General features: G+C 66.5%; 18 protein-coding genes. 14 read left to right on the forward strand and 4 right to left on the reverse strand.

The window, feature by feature from the left end:
• Nucleotides 1-23: 23 nt before the first annotated feature.
• Complete coding sequence (locus tag ACPV3N_RS02830; protein WP_440114355.1) at nucleotides 24-2960, reverse strand: M16 family metallopeptidase; 2937 nt, start codon at nucleotides 2958-2960, stop codon at nucleotides 24-26.
• Between the two features lie 108 nt (nucleotides 2961-3068).
• On the opposite strand from ACPV3N_RS02830, the gene ACPV3N_RS02835 reads away from it, so the two are divergent.
• The 8 genes from ACPV3N_RS02835 to miaB all read left to right on the forward strand — a co-directional run bounded on the left by ACPV3N_RS02835 (nucleotide 3069) and on the right by miaB (nucleotide 8731).
• Entirely contained in the window at nucleotides 3069-3647 is a 579-nt protein-coding gene (locus tag ACPV3N_RS02835; RefSeq protein ID WP_440114358.1) for a NifU family protein, read from the forward strand.
• A gap of 9 nt (nucleotides 3648-3656) precedes the next feature.
• Nucleotides 3657-4265 carry a malonic semialdehyde reductase gene (locus ACPV3N_RS02840; RefSeq protein ID WP_440114360.1) on the forward strand — a complete coding sequence of 203 codons (609 nt, stop codon included), beginning with the start codon at nucleotides 3657-3659 and terminating at the stop codon, nucleotides 4263-4265.
• Between the two features lie 45 nt (nucleotides 4266-4310).
• Nucleotides 4311-4928, forward strand: coding sequence for a tRNA (adenosine(37)-N6)-threonylcarbamoyltransferase complex dimerization subunit type 1 TsaB (gene tsaB / locus ACPV3N_RS02845; protein ID WP_440114362.1), 618 nt, complete (start codon nucleotides 4311-4313; stop codon nucleotides 4926-4928).
• On the forward strand, nucleotides 4925-5392 hold the full coding sequence (locus ACPV3N_RS02850) for a GNAT family N-acetyltransferase (RefSeq protein WP_440114365.1): 468 nt from the start codon (nucleotides 4925-4927) through the stop codon (nucleotides 5390-5392). Before tsaB ends, ACPV3N_RS02850 begins: the two co-directional genes overlap by 4 nt.
• Nucleotides 5393-5537: 145 nt before the next feature.
• Nucleotides 5538-5978 (forward strand): Ros/MucR family transcriptional regulator, encoded by a 441-nt coding sequence (locus tag ACPV3N_RS02855; protein WP_440114368.1) that lies wholly within the window; start codon nucleotides 5538-5540, stop codon nucleotides 5976-5978.
• A 62-nt stretch (nucleotides 5979-6040) separates the two neighbouring features.
• Entirely contained in the window at nucleotides 6041-6463 is a 423-nt protein-coding gene (locus ACPV3N_RS02860; RefSeq protein WP_259961116.1) for a Fur family transcriptional regulator, read from the forward strand.
• Entirely contained in the window at nucleotides 6438-7322 is an 885-nt protein-coding gene (locus ACPV3N_RS02865) for a lysophospholipid acyltransferase family protein (protein WP_440114372.1), read from the forward strand. The genes ACPV3N_RS02860 and ACPV3N_RS02865 overlap by 26 nt, the downstream gene beginning before the upstream one ends.
• Before the next feature lie 62 nt (nucleotides 7323-7384).
• Nucleotides 7385-8731: a tRNA (N6-isopentenyl adenosine(37)-C2)-methylthiotransferase MiaB gene (gene miaB, locus ACPV3N_RS02870; RefSeq protein ID WP_440114375.1), complete on the forward strand. Its 1347-nt coding sequence runs from the start codon at nucleotides 7385-7387 to the stop codon at nucleotides 8729-8731.
• On the opposite strand, the gene ACPV3N_RS02875 is transcribed toward miaB, so the two are convergent.
• Entirely contained in the window at nucleotides 8710-9600 is an 891-nt protein-coding gene (locus tag ACPV3N_RS02875) for a hypothetical protein (RefSeq protein ID WP_440114378.1), read from the reverse strand. The two genes, miaB and ACPV3N_RS02875, sit on opposite strands and share 22 nt — an antisense overlap.
• A 254-nt stretch (nucleotides 9601-9854) precedes the next feature.
• Here ACPV3N_RS02875 and ACPV3N_RS02880 point away from each other — a divergent pair, with 254 nt between their 5' ends.
• From ACPV3N_RS02880 to ACPV3N_RS02900, 5 genes are all read left to right on the forward strand, one after another.
• On the forward strand, nucleotides 9855-10877 hold the full coding sequence (locus tag ACPV3N_RS02880; RefSeq protein ID WP_440114381.1) for a PhoH family protein: 1023 nt from the start codon (nucleotides 9855-9857) through the stop codon (nucleotides 10875-10877).
• Entirely contained in the window at nucleotides 10874-11356 is a 483-nt protein-coding gene (ybeY, locus tag ACPV3N_RS02885; RefSeq protein WP_440117415.1) for an rRNA maturation RNase YbeY, read from the forward strand. Before ACPV3N_RS02880 ends, ybeY begins: the two co-directional genes overlap by 4 nt.
• Nucleotides 11357-11382: 26 nt before the next feature.
• Nucleotides 11383-12300, forward strand: coding sequence for a hemolysin family protein (locus ACPV3N_RS02890; RefSeq protein ID WP_440114384.1), 918 nt, complete (start codon nucleotides 11383-11385; stop codon nucleotides 12298-12300).
• A 73-nt stretch (nucleotides 12301-12373) separates the two neighbouring features.
• Complete coding sequence (locus tag ACPV3N_RS02895) at nucleotides 12374-13255, forward strand: LysR substrate-binding domain-containing protein (RefSeq protein WP_440114387.1); 882 nt, start codon at nucleotides 12374-12376, stop codon at nucleotides 13253-13255.
• Between the two features lie 61 nt (nucleotides 13256-13316).
• A complete protein-coding gene (locus ACPV3N_RS02900; protein ID WP_440114389.1) occupies nucleotides 13317-14039 on the forward strand; it encodes an EcsC family protein in 723 nt (240 codons plus the stop codon).
• Here the strand turns inward: ACPV3N_RS02900 and ACPV3N_RS02905 are convergent.
• The gene (locus ACPV3N_RS02905) at nucleotides 14036-14929 is read right to left on the reverse strand and encodes an AraC family transcriptional regulator (RefSeq protein WP_440114392.1); all 894 of its coding nucleotides are present in this window, start codon (nucleotides 14927-14929) and stop codon (nucleotides 14036-14038) included. The two genes, ACPV3N_RS02900 and ACPV3N_RS02905, sit on opposite strands and share 4 nt — an antisense overlap.
• A 27-nt stretch (nucleotides 14930-14956) precedes the next feature.
• A complete protein-coding gene (locus ACPV3N_RS02910) occupies nucleotides 14957-15421 on the reverse strand; it encodes a peptidylprolyl isomerase (RefSeq protein ID WP_440114394.1) in 465 nt (154 codons plus the stop codon).
• 98 nt (nucleotides 15422-15519) lie between these two features.
• On the opposite strand from ACPV3N_RS02910, the gene mgtE reads away from it, so the two are divergent.
• Complete coding sequence (gene mgtE, locus ACPV3N_RS02915) at nucleotides 15520-16965, forward strand: magnesium transporter (protein ID WP_440114396.1); 1446 nt, start codon at nucleotides 15520-15522, stop codon at nucleotides 16963-16965.
• Nucleotides 16966-16967: the final 2 nt, after the last annotated feature.

Genomic DNA, 16967 nt, shown 5'->3' on the forward strand with positions numbered 1-16967 from the left:
CGCGACCAAGCGGGCGTGTCGCGTCAGCGTCCGCCCTCGACCGATGCAGCGCCTGCCGTCGCAAGCTCCTGTCCCTGCGGGATCACCGCGAGGCGGAACGGTTCACGCGCGGTGAGGTACTTGCGCGCAAGCGCCTGCATCGCCTCGGGCGTGGTTTGCGTGTAGTCGACCAGCAGCGTGCGCAGCAGCGCGACCCTGCGCGAGTCCACGCTCGCCCCCTCGAGCTGCCAAAGCCAGAAGGTGTTACCGGTGGAAGCCCGGCTGATCGACTGCTTGAGCGGCTCGGTTACCCGCGCGAGCTCGTCGGCGGTGACCGGGGCCGTCGCCAGTTCGCGCGCGATCGTGTCGGTCGCGGCGAAGAACGCGGGAACGTCCTCGGGCCGGATCATGGCGAGGGCCTTTACCGAGCCCCCGGACTCGACGTCTTCCGGCCATTCGTTCGCCACCTGGGGCGAATAGCTCGCCCCGGTTCGCTCGCGCATCTCGTCGAGCAACCGGTTGTTGAACAGATCGCTCAGGATCTGGAGCTGGCGCGATTCGCGCAGGCCCGCCACCCCGCCCCCGGTCGGCCAGGCCACCATCGCCGCCGCCTGGTTCGCGTCGCCGCGATGGAACAGCACGCGCGGGGCCGAATCCTTGGCCAGCACGGTCGTGCGGGCAAGCGCCTCGGCGGGTATCGGATCGCGCGCCGGCAGCGCGCCGAACGTCCGGCGCAACGCCTCGAGCGTTGCGCTCTTGTCGAACTCCCCGAACACGAGCACTTCAACCGGCCCCTGCTTCAGCAAGGGCTCCCAGACCTTCCGGAAACCTTCGGGCGTAGCGGCGTCGAGCTGGGCGGGGGTCGGCGTCTCGAACCGTGCGTCGTGCCCGTACAGTTCATAGTCGAGATCGCGCTCGAGCATGCCGTTGGGGCTGGTCGAATAGCTTTCGTATGCGAGTTTGGCCGCCGCCCGCGCGCGGATGACGGGATTGGGATCCCAGCGCGGCATCCCGAGCTTGGCCGCGAAAAGGTAGAGCTGGTCCGCCAGATCGGCTGGCCGGGTCTGCGCGGTAAAGGTGAAGACCCCATCCTCGATGCTGAAATCGAACCCCATCCTGCGCCCGGTGGAGATGCGATCGAGCTCCTCCTGACCAAGTTCGCCCACGCCCGAACCCACCAGCGCGGCTTCGCCAAGCGACGCGTAAACGGCGTTTTCGGGCGCGAAGGCGCGGCGGCCCGATCCGAAGCGGACCTTTACCGTTACCCGCCCCGGCTCCGCGTTGTTGCTCCACAGGAGCGCCGAGACGCCATTGTCGAACTTGACGCGCTCTATGCCGAGCACGCCGAGCGATGCCTGCTCGGCCACGGTGCCAGCCGGCCCGACCGGGGGCAGGTCGTCGAACGACACCGACTTGGCCGCGAGCCGCGCCGACCCGTCCGCGGCGACCGGCGCCAGCAGCGCCATCCGGAGCGCAGCGGCATCGGCCTCCGACGCGTCGGGCGTCACGAAGACCGAGCGCGTCACCGTCCCGGTGAACAAGGCCCGGGTGTGTGCAAGCACGTTCGCCGGGGTGAACTTGGCCTTCATTCCGTTGAAGACCATCAGCACGGTTTCCGGCGCGGCAACCGTCTCGCGAATGTCCACCGCCTGCACGATGTCGTCTGCGAGCTTGGATCCGGCGAGGACTGCACGCTGCTCAACCTGGCTCGCGAACGCGACCTCGAATTCGGCCATTTCGCGGTCGATTTCCTCCTGCGTCGGAGGGGAAGCGACGGCGTCCGCAATGACCGCGCGCACGTCGGACAGCGCGGCGCGCCAGTCTTCGGTCAGGGGGGCGAAGCTGACGAACGTCGCGTCGGCGGTGCGGCTGACATCGTCCTGGTTTACCTGCGCGTACAGGTAGGAACCGCCGGCACGCGCGCGGGATTCAAGCCGCCGGTTGATGATGGCCTGGGCGAGCGAATCGAGCAGAAGACCCTCGTTATAGACGATCGTGTCGTTGACCGGACGCCACGGACGCATGACGGCGTAGGTGAGCGTCCGTGGCAGGTCCGGCTCCACGAGCACCTGGGTCTCGCCTACCGGATTGGCAGGATCGGCACCGGCGGGCGCGACCGGGTCTCCGAAGTTTGGCGGCTCGACGTGGGGACCGTTGCCCTTCCAGTCGCCGAAGTAGCGCTCGACCAGCGCGGCAAGCGCGCGCGGGTCCGCGTCGCCGGCAACGACGATCACCGTGTTCTCCGGGCGGTACCACCGATCGTGGAATGCGCGGACGGTCTGAGGCGTCGCTGCCTTGAGCGTCTCCTCGGTGCCGATCGGAAGGCGGTTGGCAAGGCGCTGGCCGGCGAAGATCGTCTTGCGGCTTTCCTCTGCCACCCGCTTGGCCGCGGCCGCCTGCTCGCGCTTTTCCGCAAGGACGATCGGCAGGTCCTCAGACAGGCCCCGAGCCGACAGCGTCGGCTCGCGGATCATGCCCGACAGCAGCTTGAAGACCTCGTTCAGCTTGCCCGGGTTCGCCTCGGGCACGTCGAGCTTGTAGACGGTCTGCGTCGGGGTGGTTTCGGCGTTGGTGTCGCTGCCGAACGTGGCGCCAAGGCGCTGGAAAGTCGGGATCGCGGCGCCGTTCGCAAGGTACTTGCTCTCGCGGAATGTCATGTGTTCGAGCAGGTGCGCAAATCCCTGTTCGTGGTCCTGTTCGTGGATCGAACCGGCATCGATGCGCACGCGGATCGATACCTGCTCGGGCGGCACCCCGTTCTTGCGCACGGCGTAGCGCAGCCCGTTGGGCATCTCGCCGAAGAACCATTCGGGATCGCGCGGCACGTCGCTGCCGCGATAGATCCACGGCGTCGTCGAACCGGTTTGCAGGTGGCGCGGCGCGGGGGCTGCCGACTTTTCCTGCGCCGCCATCGGGGAGGCGATCAAGGCGAGCGGAAGGAGGGGCGCGAAGTGCCGGAAGGCACGCGGAAACAGGCTCATGGCAGCAGGCTATAAGGTACGGGCAAGTGAAGGGATAGTGAATGCGGGGAAGAAAGAGGAGACCGCGCCGCGCTTGTCGCAAGCCAAGCGGAACCCTACATGTCCGGCATGTTCATCGAGACCGAAACCACGCCGAATCCGGCGACGCTCAAATTCCTCCCGGGTCGCCAGGTCATGCCGGCGGGAACCCGCGAATTCGTTTCGCCAGAAGCCGTCGAGGCCAGTTCGCTGGCCGAGGCCTTGTTCGACACCGGCGAAGTCACCGGCGTGTTCTTCGGCAGCGATTTCGTCTCGGTCACCGCTGCGCCGGGGGCCGACTGGTCGCAGCTCAAGGCCCAGGTCGTCGCGATCCTGCTCGATCACTTCGTCAGTGGCGCACCGCTGTTTACCGGCGGGGATGCATCGGGTCTTTCGGTTCCTCCCGAGACCGAACCTGCGGTCGATGACGATCCGGCAGACGCCGACATCGTCGCGCAGATCCAGGAGCTGCTCGAGACGCGCATCCGGCCCGCGGTCGCCAACGACGGCGGCGACATCGTCTACCGCGGCTATCGCGACGGCGTCGTTCACTTGCAGATGCAAGGCGCCTGCTCGGGCTGTCCGTCGTCCACAGCCACGCTCAAGCACGGGATCGAAGGTCTGCTCAAGCACTACATCCCCGAAGTAACCGAAGTTCGCGCAGCCTGAAGGAAATCGATGACAACGCAGTACCACGACCAGCCGCTGCCGGCGGCCGCGCTCGACCAGATCTTCCGCGAGGCGCGCACCTACAACGGCTGGCTCGACCGGCCGGTCAGCGATGATCAGATCCACGCAATCTACGAACTCATGAAGATGGGGCCGACATCGGCCAATATGCAGCCCGCCCGGATGGTCTGGGCTCAGTCCGACGAGGCGAAGCGGGCGCTTGCCGATCGCTGTTCGGAGAAGAACGCGCCCAAGATCCTTGCCGCTCCTGTCACCGCGATCATCGGGTACGACATCGATTTTCACGAGGAACTGCCCTGGCTGTTCCCCCACACCGACGCGAAGAGCTGGTTCGATGGTGACGAGGAAGGCCGCGAGACCGGCGCATTCCGCAACTCCTCGCTCCAGGGCGCATATTTCATCATCGCCGCGCGCGCGCTGGGCCTCGACACGGGTCCGATGTCAGGGTTCGACAACGCAGCGGTCGATGCGCATTTCTTTGCCGACCAGCCCCGGGTGCGATCCAATTTCATCTGCTCGGTCGGCTACGGCGACCCGACGTCGATCTTCGAGCGCAGCCCCCGGCCCGAATTCGACCGGTTCAACCGCATTGTCTGAGCGCGGGCGCTTGCGCGCTCGGCTGCGATGAGGTTGGGTCGCGCGATGCGAACCCTGGTCATCGAATGCGCGACGGAGGCCTGTAGTGTCGCCCTTTTCGAGAGCGGAACGCTTGTGGCCGCGGATCACCGCGTATTGGGACGGGGTCATGCGGAACACCTCGTCCCGATGATCGCCGCGCTGCCCGCCAAGGGCCGCGCCGGCCGCATTCTCGTCTCGCGCGGCCCCGGAAGCTTTACCGGCGTGCGGATCGGCTTGGCGGTGGCCGGCTCGCTTTCGCTCGCCTGGCAGGCCGAAGTCTGCGGCTACCCGACCCTGTCTCTGGTGGGAGCAATGGCGATCGAGGACGCTGGCGAGGATGAAGCGGTCACCGTGTGCATGACCGGCGGTCACGGCGAGTGGTTCATCCAGGACTTCGCCCAAGGCGGCGTGGAACTCTCGAAGCTGGCCTCGCTCGCGCCCGAAGCGGCAGTCGCGCGCGGTGCAAGGGGAAGGATCGCCGGCTCGCGTGCATCCGAATTCGCGGCCATGCTGCGTGGCGAGCACCGGGCGGTGCCGATGCTGCCTGACGCACGACGGGTGCTTGCGCTGGCCGCCGGTCTGCCTGGCAACGACGCGTCACCTCTTTACGGGCGCGGGCCGGACGCGCGGCTTCCCGCATGACGTCGCCGCCTGCCGACGATGTCGATCGGATCATGGCGATCATGGATGTGGCCTTCGATCCCGCCTGGGGAGAGGCCTGGAACCGCCGGCAGCTGTCGGATTCGCTCGCCTTCGCACACACCCATTATCGCCTCGCGGACTTTCGGGGCATCGCGCCCGCCGAAGGCGAGCCAGGCGCCGGGTTCACGCTCGTGCGCGCGGCGCCGGGCGAGGAGGAACTCCTGCTGGTCGCGGTCGTCCCCGCGGCTCGCGGCAGGGGTCTTGGCGCGAAACTGATCCGGCAGGCCATCGAGGATGCGCGCCTCCGCCGGGCCGAAAGGCTGTTTCTCGAAGCACGACACAACAACCCCGCCATCGCGCTCTATCGCAAGTTGGGATTCGAACCTATCGGATGCCGCAAGGACTATTACCGGACATCCGAGGGATCAAAACTCGATGCAATTACCTTTGCTTACCAGATTTGATCGCTGTTCTTGAAAAAAGCAAAGGTAATACAAGGCCGATATCCGGACTCCATCTTGTTTCGCCACTGGAATAGTGCTTAACTGACCGGACGTGGGGGAAACGGGTCGGAAAAACCCTGCGCACTATCGATCGCACGAGGTGAAAATGGATAACTTGGATACCGACATGTCGGAGACGCTGATTACGCTCACGTCCGACATCGTGGCTGCACATGTGAGCAACAACAACGTCGCCGTCGAAGACGTGCCGGCCCTCATTACCACCGTCTTCGGCGCCTTGTCGGGGCTCGGCAGTGGCACTGCCCAAGAAGAAGAAAAACCCGAACCGGCAGTATCAATCCGTTCGTCGGTAAAGAAAGATCATCTGGTTTGTCTTGAAGACGGCAAGAAGATGAAGATGCTCAAACGCCACCTGATGACCGAACACGGGATGACCCCGGACGAATATCGCCAGCGCTGGGGCCTGGGATCGGATTATCCGATGGTCGCGCCCGATTATGCGGAAACGCGCCGCGATCTCGCCAAGAAGATCGGTCTCGGTCGCAATCCGACGCAGAAACGCGGACGTCGCAAGAAGTCCGCCTGACACTTGGCAGCCGCGCCCCGCAGCCCTAGGTTGCGGGGCGAGGACCACTTGCGGAGCCAGGCTTGCACCAGACCATCGATCTCGAGGCGCTCTGCGCCGAACGCGGGCTCAGGATAACCGAGCAGCGGCGCGTCATCGCGCAGGTCCTTTCCAACAGCGAGGATCATCCCGACGTCGAGCAGGTGCACAAGCGCGCAGCGGAAATCGACCCGGGGATATCCATCGCGACCGTATACCGGACGGTCCGGCTGTTCGAGGAAGCGGGCATCCTCGACCGGCACGATTTCGGCGACGGGCGCGCGCGGTACGAAGCCGCTCCTGAAGCGCATCACGATCACCTGATCGACGTCGAGACCGGCAAGGTGGTCGAATTCGTCGATCCGGAGCTCGAGGCGCTCCAGCGCCAGATCGCCGAGAAACTGGGCTACCGTCTCGTCGATCACCGGATGGAACTCTACGGTGTCCGGATCGACCGCGACGGCTGACGAGGCCCGAGCGCGCGAGGCCGCCACACGCGGCGAACCGACCCCCATCCCGCTCGCCGGAAAGGTGCGTATCGCGCTGCGGCTTTCCGCGATCGTCGCGATCCTCCTGGTCCTGGTGCCGTTGCACTACGCCTTCAGGCTGCTGGCGTACGGATCGCCCTTCCCGATGCTGTTCCTGCGGTGGACCGCGCGGATCGCGGGCGCGCGGGTCCGGAGAATTGGCACCCCGCTGCGCCGCGACGTCTTCTTCATCGCCAACCACGTGTCGTGGATCGACATCCTTGCGCTCGCAGGGGCGAGCGGGACCGCGTTCGTCGCGAAGCACGAGTTGAGCCAGGTGCCGGTCATCGGCTGGCTGTGCAGCCTCAACCGCACGGTGTACGTCCAGCGGGAAAACCGGCTCGGCGTGGCGGAACAGATCAATTCGCTGCGCGAGGCGCTGGCCGACAACTGGTCGGTCACCGTCTTTCCGGAAGGTACGACCACCGACAACCAGAGCTTGCTGCCGTTCAAGACCAGCATGCTCAGCGTGCTCGAACCGCCGCCGCCCGGCGTGCTCGTCCAGCCTGTGCTGATGGACTACGGCGAGCTGGGCGAATGGATCGGCTGGGTGGGCGAGGAAAGCGGCCTCAACAACGCGAAACGCGTCCTCGCGCGCAAAGGCACGTTCGACGTGCGGATCCACTTCCTCGAACCCTTCAGCCCGGAGGACTTCCACGGGCGCAAGGCCATCGGCGCCCGCGCCCGCGCGGCAATAGAGGCCGCCTTGCTGACCGCGCTCGGCAAGCCGCTCCGCGATTTCAGGCACGACGTCGTGCCGGTCCGTTATAACGCGCCGCTCGACCCGGACACCCGCTGACGGGCCCGCGCCGCGCCACCGGGTTTTGCCGCGCGCGCGAAAGCCGCTATAGGCCCGCGCCCATGCGCAATACACCGCCCCCCCGGACCTACAGGGTCAAGAGCTTCGGCTGCCAGATGAACGTCTACGATGGCGAGCGCATGGCGGAACTGCTCGCCGAGCGCGGCATCGCGCCTGCGCCCGAGGGCGAGGACGCCGACCTAGTTGTCTTGAACACCTGCCACATTCGCGAAAAGGCCGCGGAAAAGGTCTATTCCGATATCGGCCGGATCGTGAAGGCGGGGGAAGCCGCCGGCCGGAGGCCGCTGATAGCGGTCGCCGGCTGCGTCGCGCAGGCGGAGGGCGAGGAGATCATGGCGCGGGCGCCCGCAGTCAGCATGGTGGTCGGCCCGCAGGCATATCACAGGCTTCCCGGCATGATCGACGCCGCGGTGCGCGGCGAGCGCGCGACTGATACCGACATGCCGCCGATCGCGAAGTTCGATGCGCTGCCCGCCCGCCGACGGACTGGTCCGAGCGCGTTCCTGACTGTCCAGGAAGGCTGCGACAAGTTCTGTACCTATTGCGTGGTGCCCTATACACGGGGTGCGGAAATATCGCGTCCGTTCAGCGATCTGGTTGGCGAAGCTGCCAGATTGGTCGAAGCCGGTGCGCGCGAGATCACGTTGCTTGGTCAGAACGTCAACGCCTGGAGCGGCGAGGACGACCGGGGCCGGGCGATCGGTCTAGACGGCCTGATCCGGGCGCTGGCAAAGCTGCCCGACGTTGCGCGCATCCGCTATACGACCAGCCACCCCTCCGACGTGACCGATGGCCTGATTGCCGCGCACGGCGAGGTCGACAAGCTCATGCCGTTCCTTCACCTGCCGGTGCAGAGCGGGTCTGATCGCGTGCTCCGTGCCATGAACCGCAGCCACACGGCGGAAGAGTATCTGCGCCTGCTCGAGCGCTTCCGCGCCGCGCGTCCCGATATCGCGTTGTCCGGCGATTTCATCGTCGGCTTTCCGGGCGAAACCGAGGCCGAGTTCGAGGACACGCTCCGCCTCGTCGACGCGGTTGGCTATTCGCAATGCTTCAGCTTCAAGTACTCGCCCCGCCCCGGTACACCGGCCGCGACCATGGACGGGCAAGTCGCGCCTGCAGTCATGGACGAGCGCCTCCAGCGCCTCCAGGCCGCGCTCAACCGCGACCAGGCCGCGTTCAACGCGGCGTCGGTCGGCAAGCGATGCACCGTTCTGGTTGAACGTAAAGGAAAGAAGCCGGGACAGTGGCTCGGCAAGTCGCCATGGCTCCAGTCGGTGTGGTTCGAAGGAGACCATGCGATCGGCGACCTCGCCGAGGTGGAGCTGGTGGAAGCCGGTCCCAACTCGCTAGCCGGGCGGGTGCTTCAGTTCGAAGGCGCCGCGTAACGCGCACGGCGGTACGCGGCCCAGGTCGCATCGCGCATCGCCTCGCCCCGCGCTGTCGGCGGCAGGGCGTAAAGAGCGCCGAGGTATGCCCGGTCGAACGGCGTAAGGCCGTCGGGAGCATCGCCACCGGGCGCAAACAGGGACAGGATCGTCTCCATCTCGCCTGCGGCCCGGCCCGACACGTCGTCGGTCGGGGCAAGAAGCCGCATGGTCGCGTAGTCGGCCAGCTGCTGGATGGATTTGCCCGGGACGTATCGGGTATCGAACAGAACGATCGACCCTTCGATGTCCACGCGGATCTGCTGCGCGAAACGGGTAGCTTTCCACTGCCTGCCTGTCTCGACCTCCCGCGGGGGATTGCCGATCAGGGCCACCGCGAATTCCTTGCCGTCGGAGCCCTTGGTTCGCGTCGAATGCCATGATTGCACCGCGCCATTGCCCCGCAGGATGCGTTCGTATTCGTAATCGAGCAGGCTATCGAACCACTCGGGCTGCCCCTTGCGGAGCTGCGCGATCTGCGCGCGAGTGTTGGCGGTAAAGTAGACAAGGGTGTTGATCGAGCAGCCCGTGCCGCCGACGGGCACGTCGAGCGCGCGGGCGTTGTCCTCGATCCGGCCGATCAGGACATGAGCGAACTCGGGCGAAAGACCCCGCACCCCCAGGCACATCTGCTGATAGCGGCGCGAGATCGGCTTATCGACCCGGGGGCGCCGGGTGATTGCCCTGGTCAGCGCGACGACCTCGCGTTCGGCCTCCTCAAGCTCGCCGCTGACCACGATTTCATCGTCGTTGTGCTGGGCTGCAAGCGGATCTGCCGGACAAATGCCCGACGCGCCAAGAAGCAGACCGGCAACCAATGTACGTTTCATCATAGCTAAGCTTCAGTCCGCTTCATAAACACGGCTCGCGGAAAGCGCCACGATACTCGATGAACCGCACGATCGCGGCGACGCGCGTCGTTCGTCGAGCAGGCGACCAGCGACAAAGCTGCACGCACTGCCCGAAAGATACACCCGCCCGACTATTTTTCCCGCCGGGCGCGTTATCCACCGTCTGCTGAGCGCGTCCGGCTTGCGCAACGCCCGCGCAATCCTAGATTCGAGCGGCAACCCGAAAGGAGAGCATGGCCCGTAAACCTGCCCGCGCGACCAGCGCCATCCCCCTTCCCGCCGCGACGCCTTCCCGCCGCGCACGCAGCGAGATTACCTTCGAGGACCAGCGGCTTCTCGGTCCGCTTTTCGGCCAGTTCGACGCCAACCTGGTGCAGGTCGAAAACCGTCTCGGGGTATTCATCTCGGCGCGCGGCGAGCGGGTCCAGATCGAGGGCAGCGAGGATTCGGTGGCCCGTGCCCGGGATACGCTTCAGGCGATGTACGACCGGCTCGCCACGGGACAGGAACTCGACGCAGGGGCGATCGAGGGGCTGATCGCGATGTCGGTCGAACCCACGCTCGAGGGGATCGTGCGCGGCGGCGGCGACGCTCCGCCAGTGATGATCCGCACGCGGCGCAAGACGATCGTCCCCCGCAGCCCCGGCCAGATCCCATACATGCAGCAGATCGCACGCGAGGACATCGTCTTCGCGCTCGGTCCGGCCGGAACCGGCAAGACCTACCTTGCGGTTGCGCAGGCGGTCAGCCAGCTGATTACCGGCAGCGTCCAGCGCCTGATCCTTTCGCGTCCGGCGGTCGAGGCGGGCGAGAAGCTCGGCTTCCTTCCCGGCGACATGAAGGACAAGGTCGACCCCTACCTGCGTCCGCTTTACGATGCGCTCTACGACTGCATGCCGCCCGAGCAGGTCGAGCGGCACCTGGCGAGCGGCGTGATCGAGGTCGCGCCGATCGCCTTCATGCGCGGCCGCACGCTGAGCGACGCGTTCGTCATCCTCGACGAGGCGCAGAACACCACCCGCGAGCAGATGAAGATGTTCCTCACCCGGTTCGGCCAGAACAGCCGGATGGTGGTGTGCGGCGATCCCCGGCAGGTGGACATCCCGGGAGGCGACCGGATGAGCGGCCTCGCCGACGCGGTCGAGAAGCTTGAGGGCGTCGATGGCATAGCGGTAAGCCGGTTCACCGCCGCCGACGTCGTGCGGCATCCGATCGTCGGGCGGATCGTCGAGGCGTACGAAGGGCCGGCCTCCTGACGCTCGATGTCGACGTCGACGGCTGGCCGGGCCCGACGGACTGGGCGGAACTTGCCGAGCGCGCGCTCGCGGCCGCGACCGCGGTGGCACCGGAACTGTCGGGCAAGAGGCTTTCGGCAAGCGTGCTCTTCACCAGCGACGAAGAGGTTCACGCGCTCAACCGGGAGTGGCGCGGAAAGGACAGGCCGACCAACGTCCTCTCGTTCCCGATGCTCGACCGCGGCGACCTCGTTGGCCTTGCGCCCGAGGGCCCTCCCGAACTGCTCGGCGACATCGCCCTCGCCTGGGAAACCTGTCGCCGCGAGGCGGAGGACAAGGGTCTTGAGATCGAAGACCACGCCGCCCATCTGGTCGTTCACGGGCTGCTTCACCTGGCCGGACACGATCATATCGAGGAAGACGATGCCGATGCGATGGAGGCCCTCGAGGTGAAGGCGCTTGCATCGATGGGCATAGGCAATCCATATGGGAACGCCTGAACCATAAAGGGTTTTACGACAGGGCCATGCCCGACACCGATTCCCAGACGGGAGAAGCGGACAGTAACCGCGGGCTTTGGCTCGCGATCCGCAAGTTCTTCGACACCGACGACGGCGAACGCTCCTTGCGCGAACAGCTCGAGGACGCGATCGACGAGCACGACGCCGCGCAAGGCGACGAGGGAGAAAAGGTTGCGCCGAACGGCGATCTCTCGCCGGTCGAGCGGCAGATGCTGCGCAACCTGCTCCACTTCTCCGAGCACGACGCCGACGACGTGGCGATCCCGCGGGGCGAGATCGTCGCGATTAGCGCGGCGGCAACGTGGGACGAAGTCGTCGCCGCCTTTGCCGAGCACGGGCACTCGCGGTTGCCGATCTATCGGGACACACTCGATACCGTGATCGGGATGATGCACATCAAGGACGTGTTTCCGATCATCGCGACCGGGGCCGAGCCGCCGGCGGACTGGACGGTCCTGATGCGGCAGCCGTTGTTCGTGCCGCAGGCCCGCAACGCGCTCGACGTGCTGGCCGACATGCGCCTGCAGCGCGTCCACCTCGCGGTGGTGGTCGACGAATACTCCGGGACCGACGGGATCATCACAATCGAGGATCTCGTCGAGGAAATCGTCGGCGAGATCGAGGACGAACACGACGACGAGGAGCCCGAGTGGATCGTCGCCTTGCCCGACGGCATGTGGGACTGCGACGCACGTGCAGAGCTCGATGATGTTGCCGAACGGATCGATCCCAAGCTGGCCGAGGTCGAGGAGGCCGTCGACACGCTGGGCGGCCTTGCGTTCGTGCTGGCCGAGGCGGTGCCCGATGTAGGGACGGTCCTCCGTCACCCGAGCGGCTGGCAGATCGAGGTGACCGACGCCGACGAGACCCACGTCAAGCGGCTGCGGCTCCACCCTCCCGAAACTCCAACCGCCGGAGACTGAACGGGCGCATTTGTTCGCAGTTGCGGAAAAAACCTTCTCGACAAGGTTGCTCGCAATACGCATCTTCGCCGTGATGACCCGCCGCCTTCCTCCCCTGCGTGCGCTCGAGGCGTTCCTGCGCGTGGTGCGCCTGGGATCCGCGCGGGCAGCGGCGACCGAACTCGGCCTCAGCCCGTCCGCGCTTTCGCGCCGGATCGGCACGCTTGAGGAATTCGTCGGCAAGAAGCTGTTCACGCGCGCGCACCAAGCCATGCAGCTCACCGACGAAGGCCGCGCGTTCCACGATGCGGTCGCCCCGCACATCGAGGCGCTGGCCGCGGCGGTGGAAGCACAGTCCGACAAAGTCGGGCTGATGCGCCTTCACCTGGGCGTCCTGCCGCTGTTCGGCGGCCAGCGGCTTTTCCCGCGGCTTCCCGAACTGCGCAGGCTCCACCCTCGCCTGCACATCGACATCGACACCGGTCCGCACCTGCTCGACCGCGTGGGCGACACGCTCGACGCGGCGATCGTGCTGATGCAGAAGCCCGACCCGTCGCTTCACGCCGTCCGCCTCGATCACAACCTCGTCTATGCGATCGCCTCGCCGGAAGTGGCGCGCGAGGTCGGTCCCGAACCCGACGCCGCGAAGCTCGCTGGCCAGACATTCCTCGTCCACAACGAGTTGCCCGACAGCTTCGTCGCCTGGCGCGAGGCGATGGGTCTGAAGCATTTCGAGCCGGCGGCGATCGATCATTACGATTCCGGCCAGCTCATTCTCGAGGCGGCGGCCCAGGGACTGGGTATCGCGATAATGCACGACGACCACTTCAAGCGCACCGGCGACAAGCGGCTGGCGCGCCTGTTCGACGTCGATGTCGACAGTCCCTATTCGTACTGGTTCGTTTGCCGTCCGCGCGATCTGGAACAGCGCCCCGTGCGTCTGTTCCACGAATGGCTGATCAACGCCAATCTCTGACCCGAAGGAACGCAGCGCGAGGTTCGCGGGTTACCAGCCGCGACAGCCAGGGAGCACGGGCGTGGACATTCACAAGGAACAGGAAGCCTTCCGCAGGTCGAAGCCCTCGCGCCTCGGGCGCGGGATCGAGCGACTGACCAATCCGTTCGGCAAGGCACTCGCCAGCGTGGTGCCCAACGCGGTGGTCGAGGCGGTGGTCAAGGGGATCGATACCGCCGCAAGCGCAGCGCCGCTGGCGCCCATGAAACACGATCCGGCCGACCTCGACGCCGCCCGGGAAGCAGCATTGAAAACCGAGCGCCTGTACAAGACCATCAACGGCGCCACCGGTGCCGCCGCGGGATTTGGGGGAGCGGTTTCGGCAGGGCTCGATATTCCTGCCTCGATTGGCCTTGCCCTGCGCAACATCCGCGACACCGGTCGGGCGTACGGGTATGCCGGCCTGGGAGAAGCGGAAAAACTGTTCCGCCTCCAGATTCTCGAACTGGCCGCGCTCGACGACCCCGACCTTCGGGCCGAGCGCATCGCGGGAATCGAGAACGCGATTGCCGACGACGGGTCGCTGAAACCGGTGAGCGGCGATGCCGCCACGCCGATGGTCGACGCTGCGGTCGAGCGGATCAGTCGGGCGATGGCGCTCGCCACGTTCCGCCGCCGGGTTGGCATGCTCGTCCCGCTTGCTGGATCCGCGGTGGGACTGATGGTCAACCGCTCTTTCCAGTCGGACGTATCGAAGGCCGCCCGGTTTGCCTTTCAGGAACGGCGTCTGCGCGGCTCGTTCTAGTCGCGGCCTCGCGCCAGCGCCTGGGCCGGCGCACCAAGCACCTTTTTGCGCAGCGCGAGAGACTGGCGAAGCAACGGATTGTCCATCTTGAGGAAGGCTTGAGGGCTCATTCCGAGGAACGCGTGCGCGTCCCGGATGAAATGCGAATAATCGGTATATCCGTAGTCTATCGCGCGGGCGCTGGCCGAAGCGCCGTCCTTTGCACTGTCGCCGAGCGCATGAAGCGACCTCAGGAAGCGTGCGCGCCGGATCAGTTTCTTGGGTGAAAGGCCGAACACCCGCTTGGCAAGTCGTTCGGTGTTCCGGCGTGGGCGGCCGATCCGGTCGGCCAGCTGCTCGACGTTGGTGATACCCTGCTCGAGCAGCGCCTCCTCGAAGTCGGCGATCACCTTCTCGTTCTGGCTCGGCCAGGGCATCGCCTCGGCAAGCGCGGCGTCGAGGAGCGCCGGAACAGCGTCATCGGACTGCACGCCATCGAGCGATGCGGCGAGCCCGCGCACGTCCAGTCGCAGGAGATCTCCCGGTTCCGCAACGCGGTTCGTCCAATCGGACGCCGCGCCGCGTGCCAGTCGGGCCCAGCCGCGGGGCAGGATTCCGAAACCGACGGTCGTCCCCGGACCGCTCTGCGACCAGGTGGCGCCGCTGGTCGGGCCGAACAAGGCGATTGGCGGCACATCCTGCCAGGCGCCGCGCGGGGGGCGCACCCGCCATCCGCCCGGCGGCCCCCAAGTGAAGCGCAGGATCGGTCCGGCCGGCTGGAAAACGTCGGACTGACGCTCGCCGTCGGAATTGCCGATGCGATAGAGATGATAACCGCTCACCAACGTCCGCAGGGCGGGCGCCGGTTGCCAGTAGCGCATCTGCGTTTCGCTGGTGAGCGACCCGTTCACCGTCGGCCCTTTGCGGCCTGCCCCGTGTCAGCCCACGGTGGCTTTGATGATTTTGCCGGGCTCGCGCGGGGGCTCGCCCTTCGGCAGCGCGTCGACGTGTTCCATTCCGCTCTCGACCTGGCCCCAGACGGTGTACTGCCGGTCGAGAAAGCGCGCGTCGTCGAAGCAGATGAAGAACTGGCTGTTCGCGCTATCGGGATTGTTGGTCCGCGCCATCGAGCAGGTGCCGCGCACGTGCGGCTCGGTGCTGAACTCCTGCTTCAGGTCGGGCTTGTCGCTGCCGCTCATGCCGGTACCGGTCGGGTCCCCACCCTGCGCCATGAAACCCGGGATCACGCGGTGGAACACCACCCCGTCGTAGAACCCTTCCGTCGCCAGCTCAGTGATGCGCTCGACGTGGTTAGGCGCAAGGTCGGGGCGCAGCTTGATGACGACGTCGCCGCCCTGGCCGTTTCCGGTGTCGAGAGTGAAGGTGAGTGTTTCGGCGGCCATCGGAATCTCCTTGAACGAATCGGGGCCGATATAGGCGGGATCGCGGCGAAGTCACCCGCCGGGTTGCGTTTCGCTGCCTCGCGCCTAAGGCCACGCGCATGGCGGACGAGACGATCCTCGACGACGAAGTGTTGCGCGCGGACGACGATTCCGATCGTCCCGACGACCGCGTCGACGACGAACGGCACGACGAGGACAACCGCCTGAAGCCCGAATACCTGCGCAGCGTCGTGACGGCGCTCGACGACGGGGACCCGGCGCTCGCCCGCGAACTGGTCGAGCCGCTCCACCCGGCGGACATCGCCGACCTGTTCGAACTTCTCGAAGCGGGCGACCGCCCGCTGCTCGCCGCGGCGATCCCGGACCTGATGACCGGGGAAGTCATCGCGGAACTCAACGACCACGTCCGCGAAGACATGATGGAAGCGCTCGGCCCGGTGGCCGTCGCCGAGATCGCCGAGCAACTCGAGACCGACGACGCGGTCCAGTTGATCGAGGACCTGGAACCGGCCGAACAGGCGGCGATCCTCGCCGAGATGGAACCCGAGGACCGCGCGGCGATCGAGAGCGCGCTGGCCTATCCGGAAGAAACCGCCGGGCGCCTGATGAGCCGCGACTTCGTCGCGGTGCCCGAGCACCTGACCGTCGGCGACCTGATCGATTACCTGCGCGACGCAGGGCAGGACGACCTGCCCACCGAGTTCTGGGAGGTCTTTATCGTCGACCTCGCCCACAAGCCGGTCGGAACCTGCCAGCTGTCCTGGATCATGCGGGCGCCGCGCGCGACCCCGCTTACCGAGGTCATGAAGCGCGATCAGACCCTCATCCCGGTCACGATGGACCAGGAGGAGGTCGGCAACATGTTCCAGAAGTACGCATTGATCTCTGCGGCAGTGATCGACGAGGACGGCCGGCTCGTGGGACAGATGACCGCCGACGATGTCGTCCACATCGTGTCCGAGGAGGCCGGCGAGGACGTGCTGCTGCTGTCCGGTGCAGGCGACGGCGACATCAACGAACCCATCCGCGAGGCCTATGTCGCCCGCGTGCGCTGGCTGGTCGCCAACCTCGGCACCGCTGTGGTGGCGAGCGCTATCATCGCCATGTTCGGTGCCGCGATCGAGCAGCTCGTGGCGCTTGCCGTTCTCATGCCGATCGTCGCCAGCATCGGCGGCAACGCGGGAACGCAGACGATGGCGGTCACGGTCCGCGCGATCGCGATGAACCAGCTCACCCGCGCCAACACCCGGCGGATGATCTGGCGCGAGATGCGCGTCGCAATGCTCAATGGCGCCACGGTCGCGCTCCTCATCGGAATCGCGGTGACGCTGCTGTTCACGCCCCAACTCGGCGGGGTCATCGCGGCGGCGATGGTCGTCAATATCGTCGTCGCGGGGCTGGCGGGCGTCGCGGTGCCGGTGATATTCGAGCGCCTCGATCAGGACCCCGCGGTGGCTTCGAGCGTCTTTGTCACGATGATCACCGATTCGATGGGTTTCCTTGCGTTTCTCGGGCTGGCGGTGGCGGCCGGGCTGGCGGGGTAACG

The organism is Tsuneonella sediminis, from assembly GCF_051912845.1.
In the GTDB taxonomy this organism is placed as follows: Bacteria; Pseudomonadota; Alphaproteobacteria; order Sphingomonadales; family Sphingomonadaceae; genus Tsuneonella; species Tsuneonella sediminis.

Bases quoted from the DNA above. Each gene is read 5' to 3' on its own strand.
- ACPV3N_RS02830 (WP_440114355.1), bottom strand. From the start codon at position 2,960: ATGAGCCTGTTTCCGCGTGCCTTCCGGCACTTCGCGCCCCTCCTTCCG.
- ACPV3N_RS02835 (WP_440114358.1), top strand. From the start codon at position 3,069: ATGTTCATCGAGACCGAAACCACGCCGAATCCGGCGACGCTCAAATTC.
- ACPV3N_RS02840 (WP_440114360.1), top strand. From the start codon at position 3,657: ATGACAACGCAGTACCACGACCAGCCGCTGCCGGCGGCCGCGCTCGAC.
- tsaB (WP_440114362.1), top strand. From the start codon at position 4,311: ATGCGAACCCTGGTCATCGAATGCGCGACGGAGGCCTGTAGTGTCGCC.
- ACPV3N_RS02850 (WP_440114365.1), top strand. From the start codon at position 4,925: ATGACGTCGCCGCCTGCCGACGATGTCGATCGGATCATGGCGATCATG.
- ACPV3N_RS02855 (WP_440114368.1), top strand. From the start codon at position 5,538: ATGGATAACTTGGATACCGACATGTCGGAGACGCTGATTACGCTCACG.
- miaB (WP_440114375.1), top strand. From the start codon at position 7,385: ATGCGCAATACACCGCCCCCCCGGACCTACAGGGTCAAGAGCTTCGGC.
- ACPV3N_RS02875 (WP_440114378.1), bottom strand. From the start codon at position 9,600: ATGAAACGTACATTGGTTGCCGGTCTGCTTCTTGGCGCGTCGGGCATT.
- ACPV3N_RS02880 (WP_440114381.1), top strand. From the start codon at position 9,855: ATGGCCCGTAAACCTGCCCGCGCGACCAGCGCCATCCCCCTTCCCGCC.
- ACPV3N_RS02890 (WP_440114384.1), top strand. From the start codon at position 11,383: ATGCCCGACACCGATTCCCAGACGGGAGAAGCGGACAGTAACCGCGGG.
- ACPV3N_RS02895 (WP_440114387.1), top strand. From the start codon at position 12,374: ATGACCCGCCGCCTTCCTCCCCTGCGTGCGCTCGAGGCGTTCCTGCGC.
- ACPV3N_RS02910 (WP_440114394.1), bottom strand. From the start codon at position 15,421: ATGGCCGCCGAAACACTCACCTTCACTCTCGACACCGGAAACGGCCAG.
- mgtE (WP_440114396.1), top strand. From the start codon at position 15,520: ATGGCGGACGAGACGATCCTCGACGACGAAGTGTTGCGCGCGGACGAC.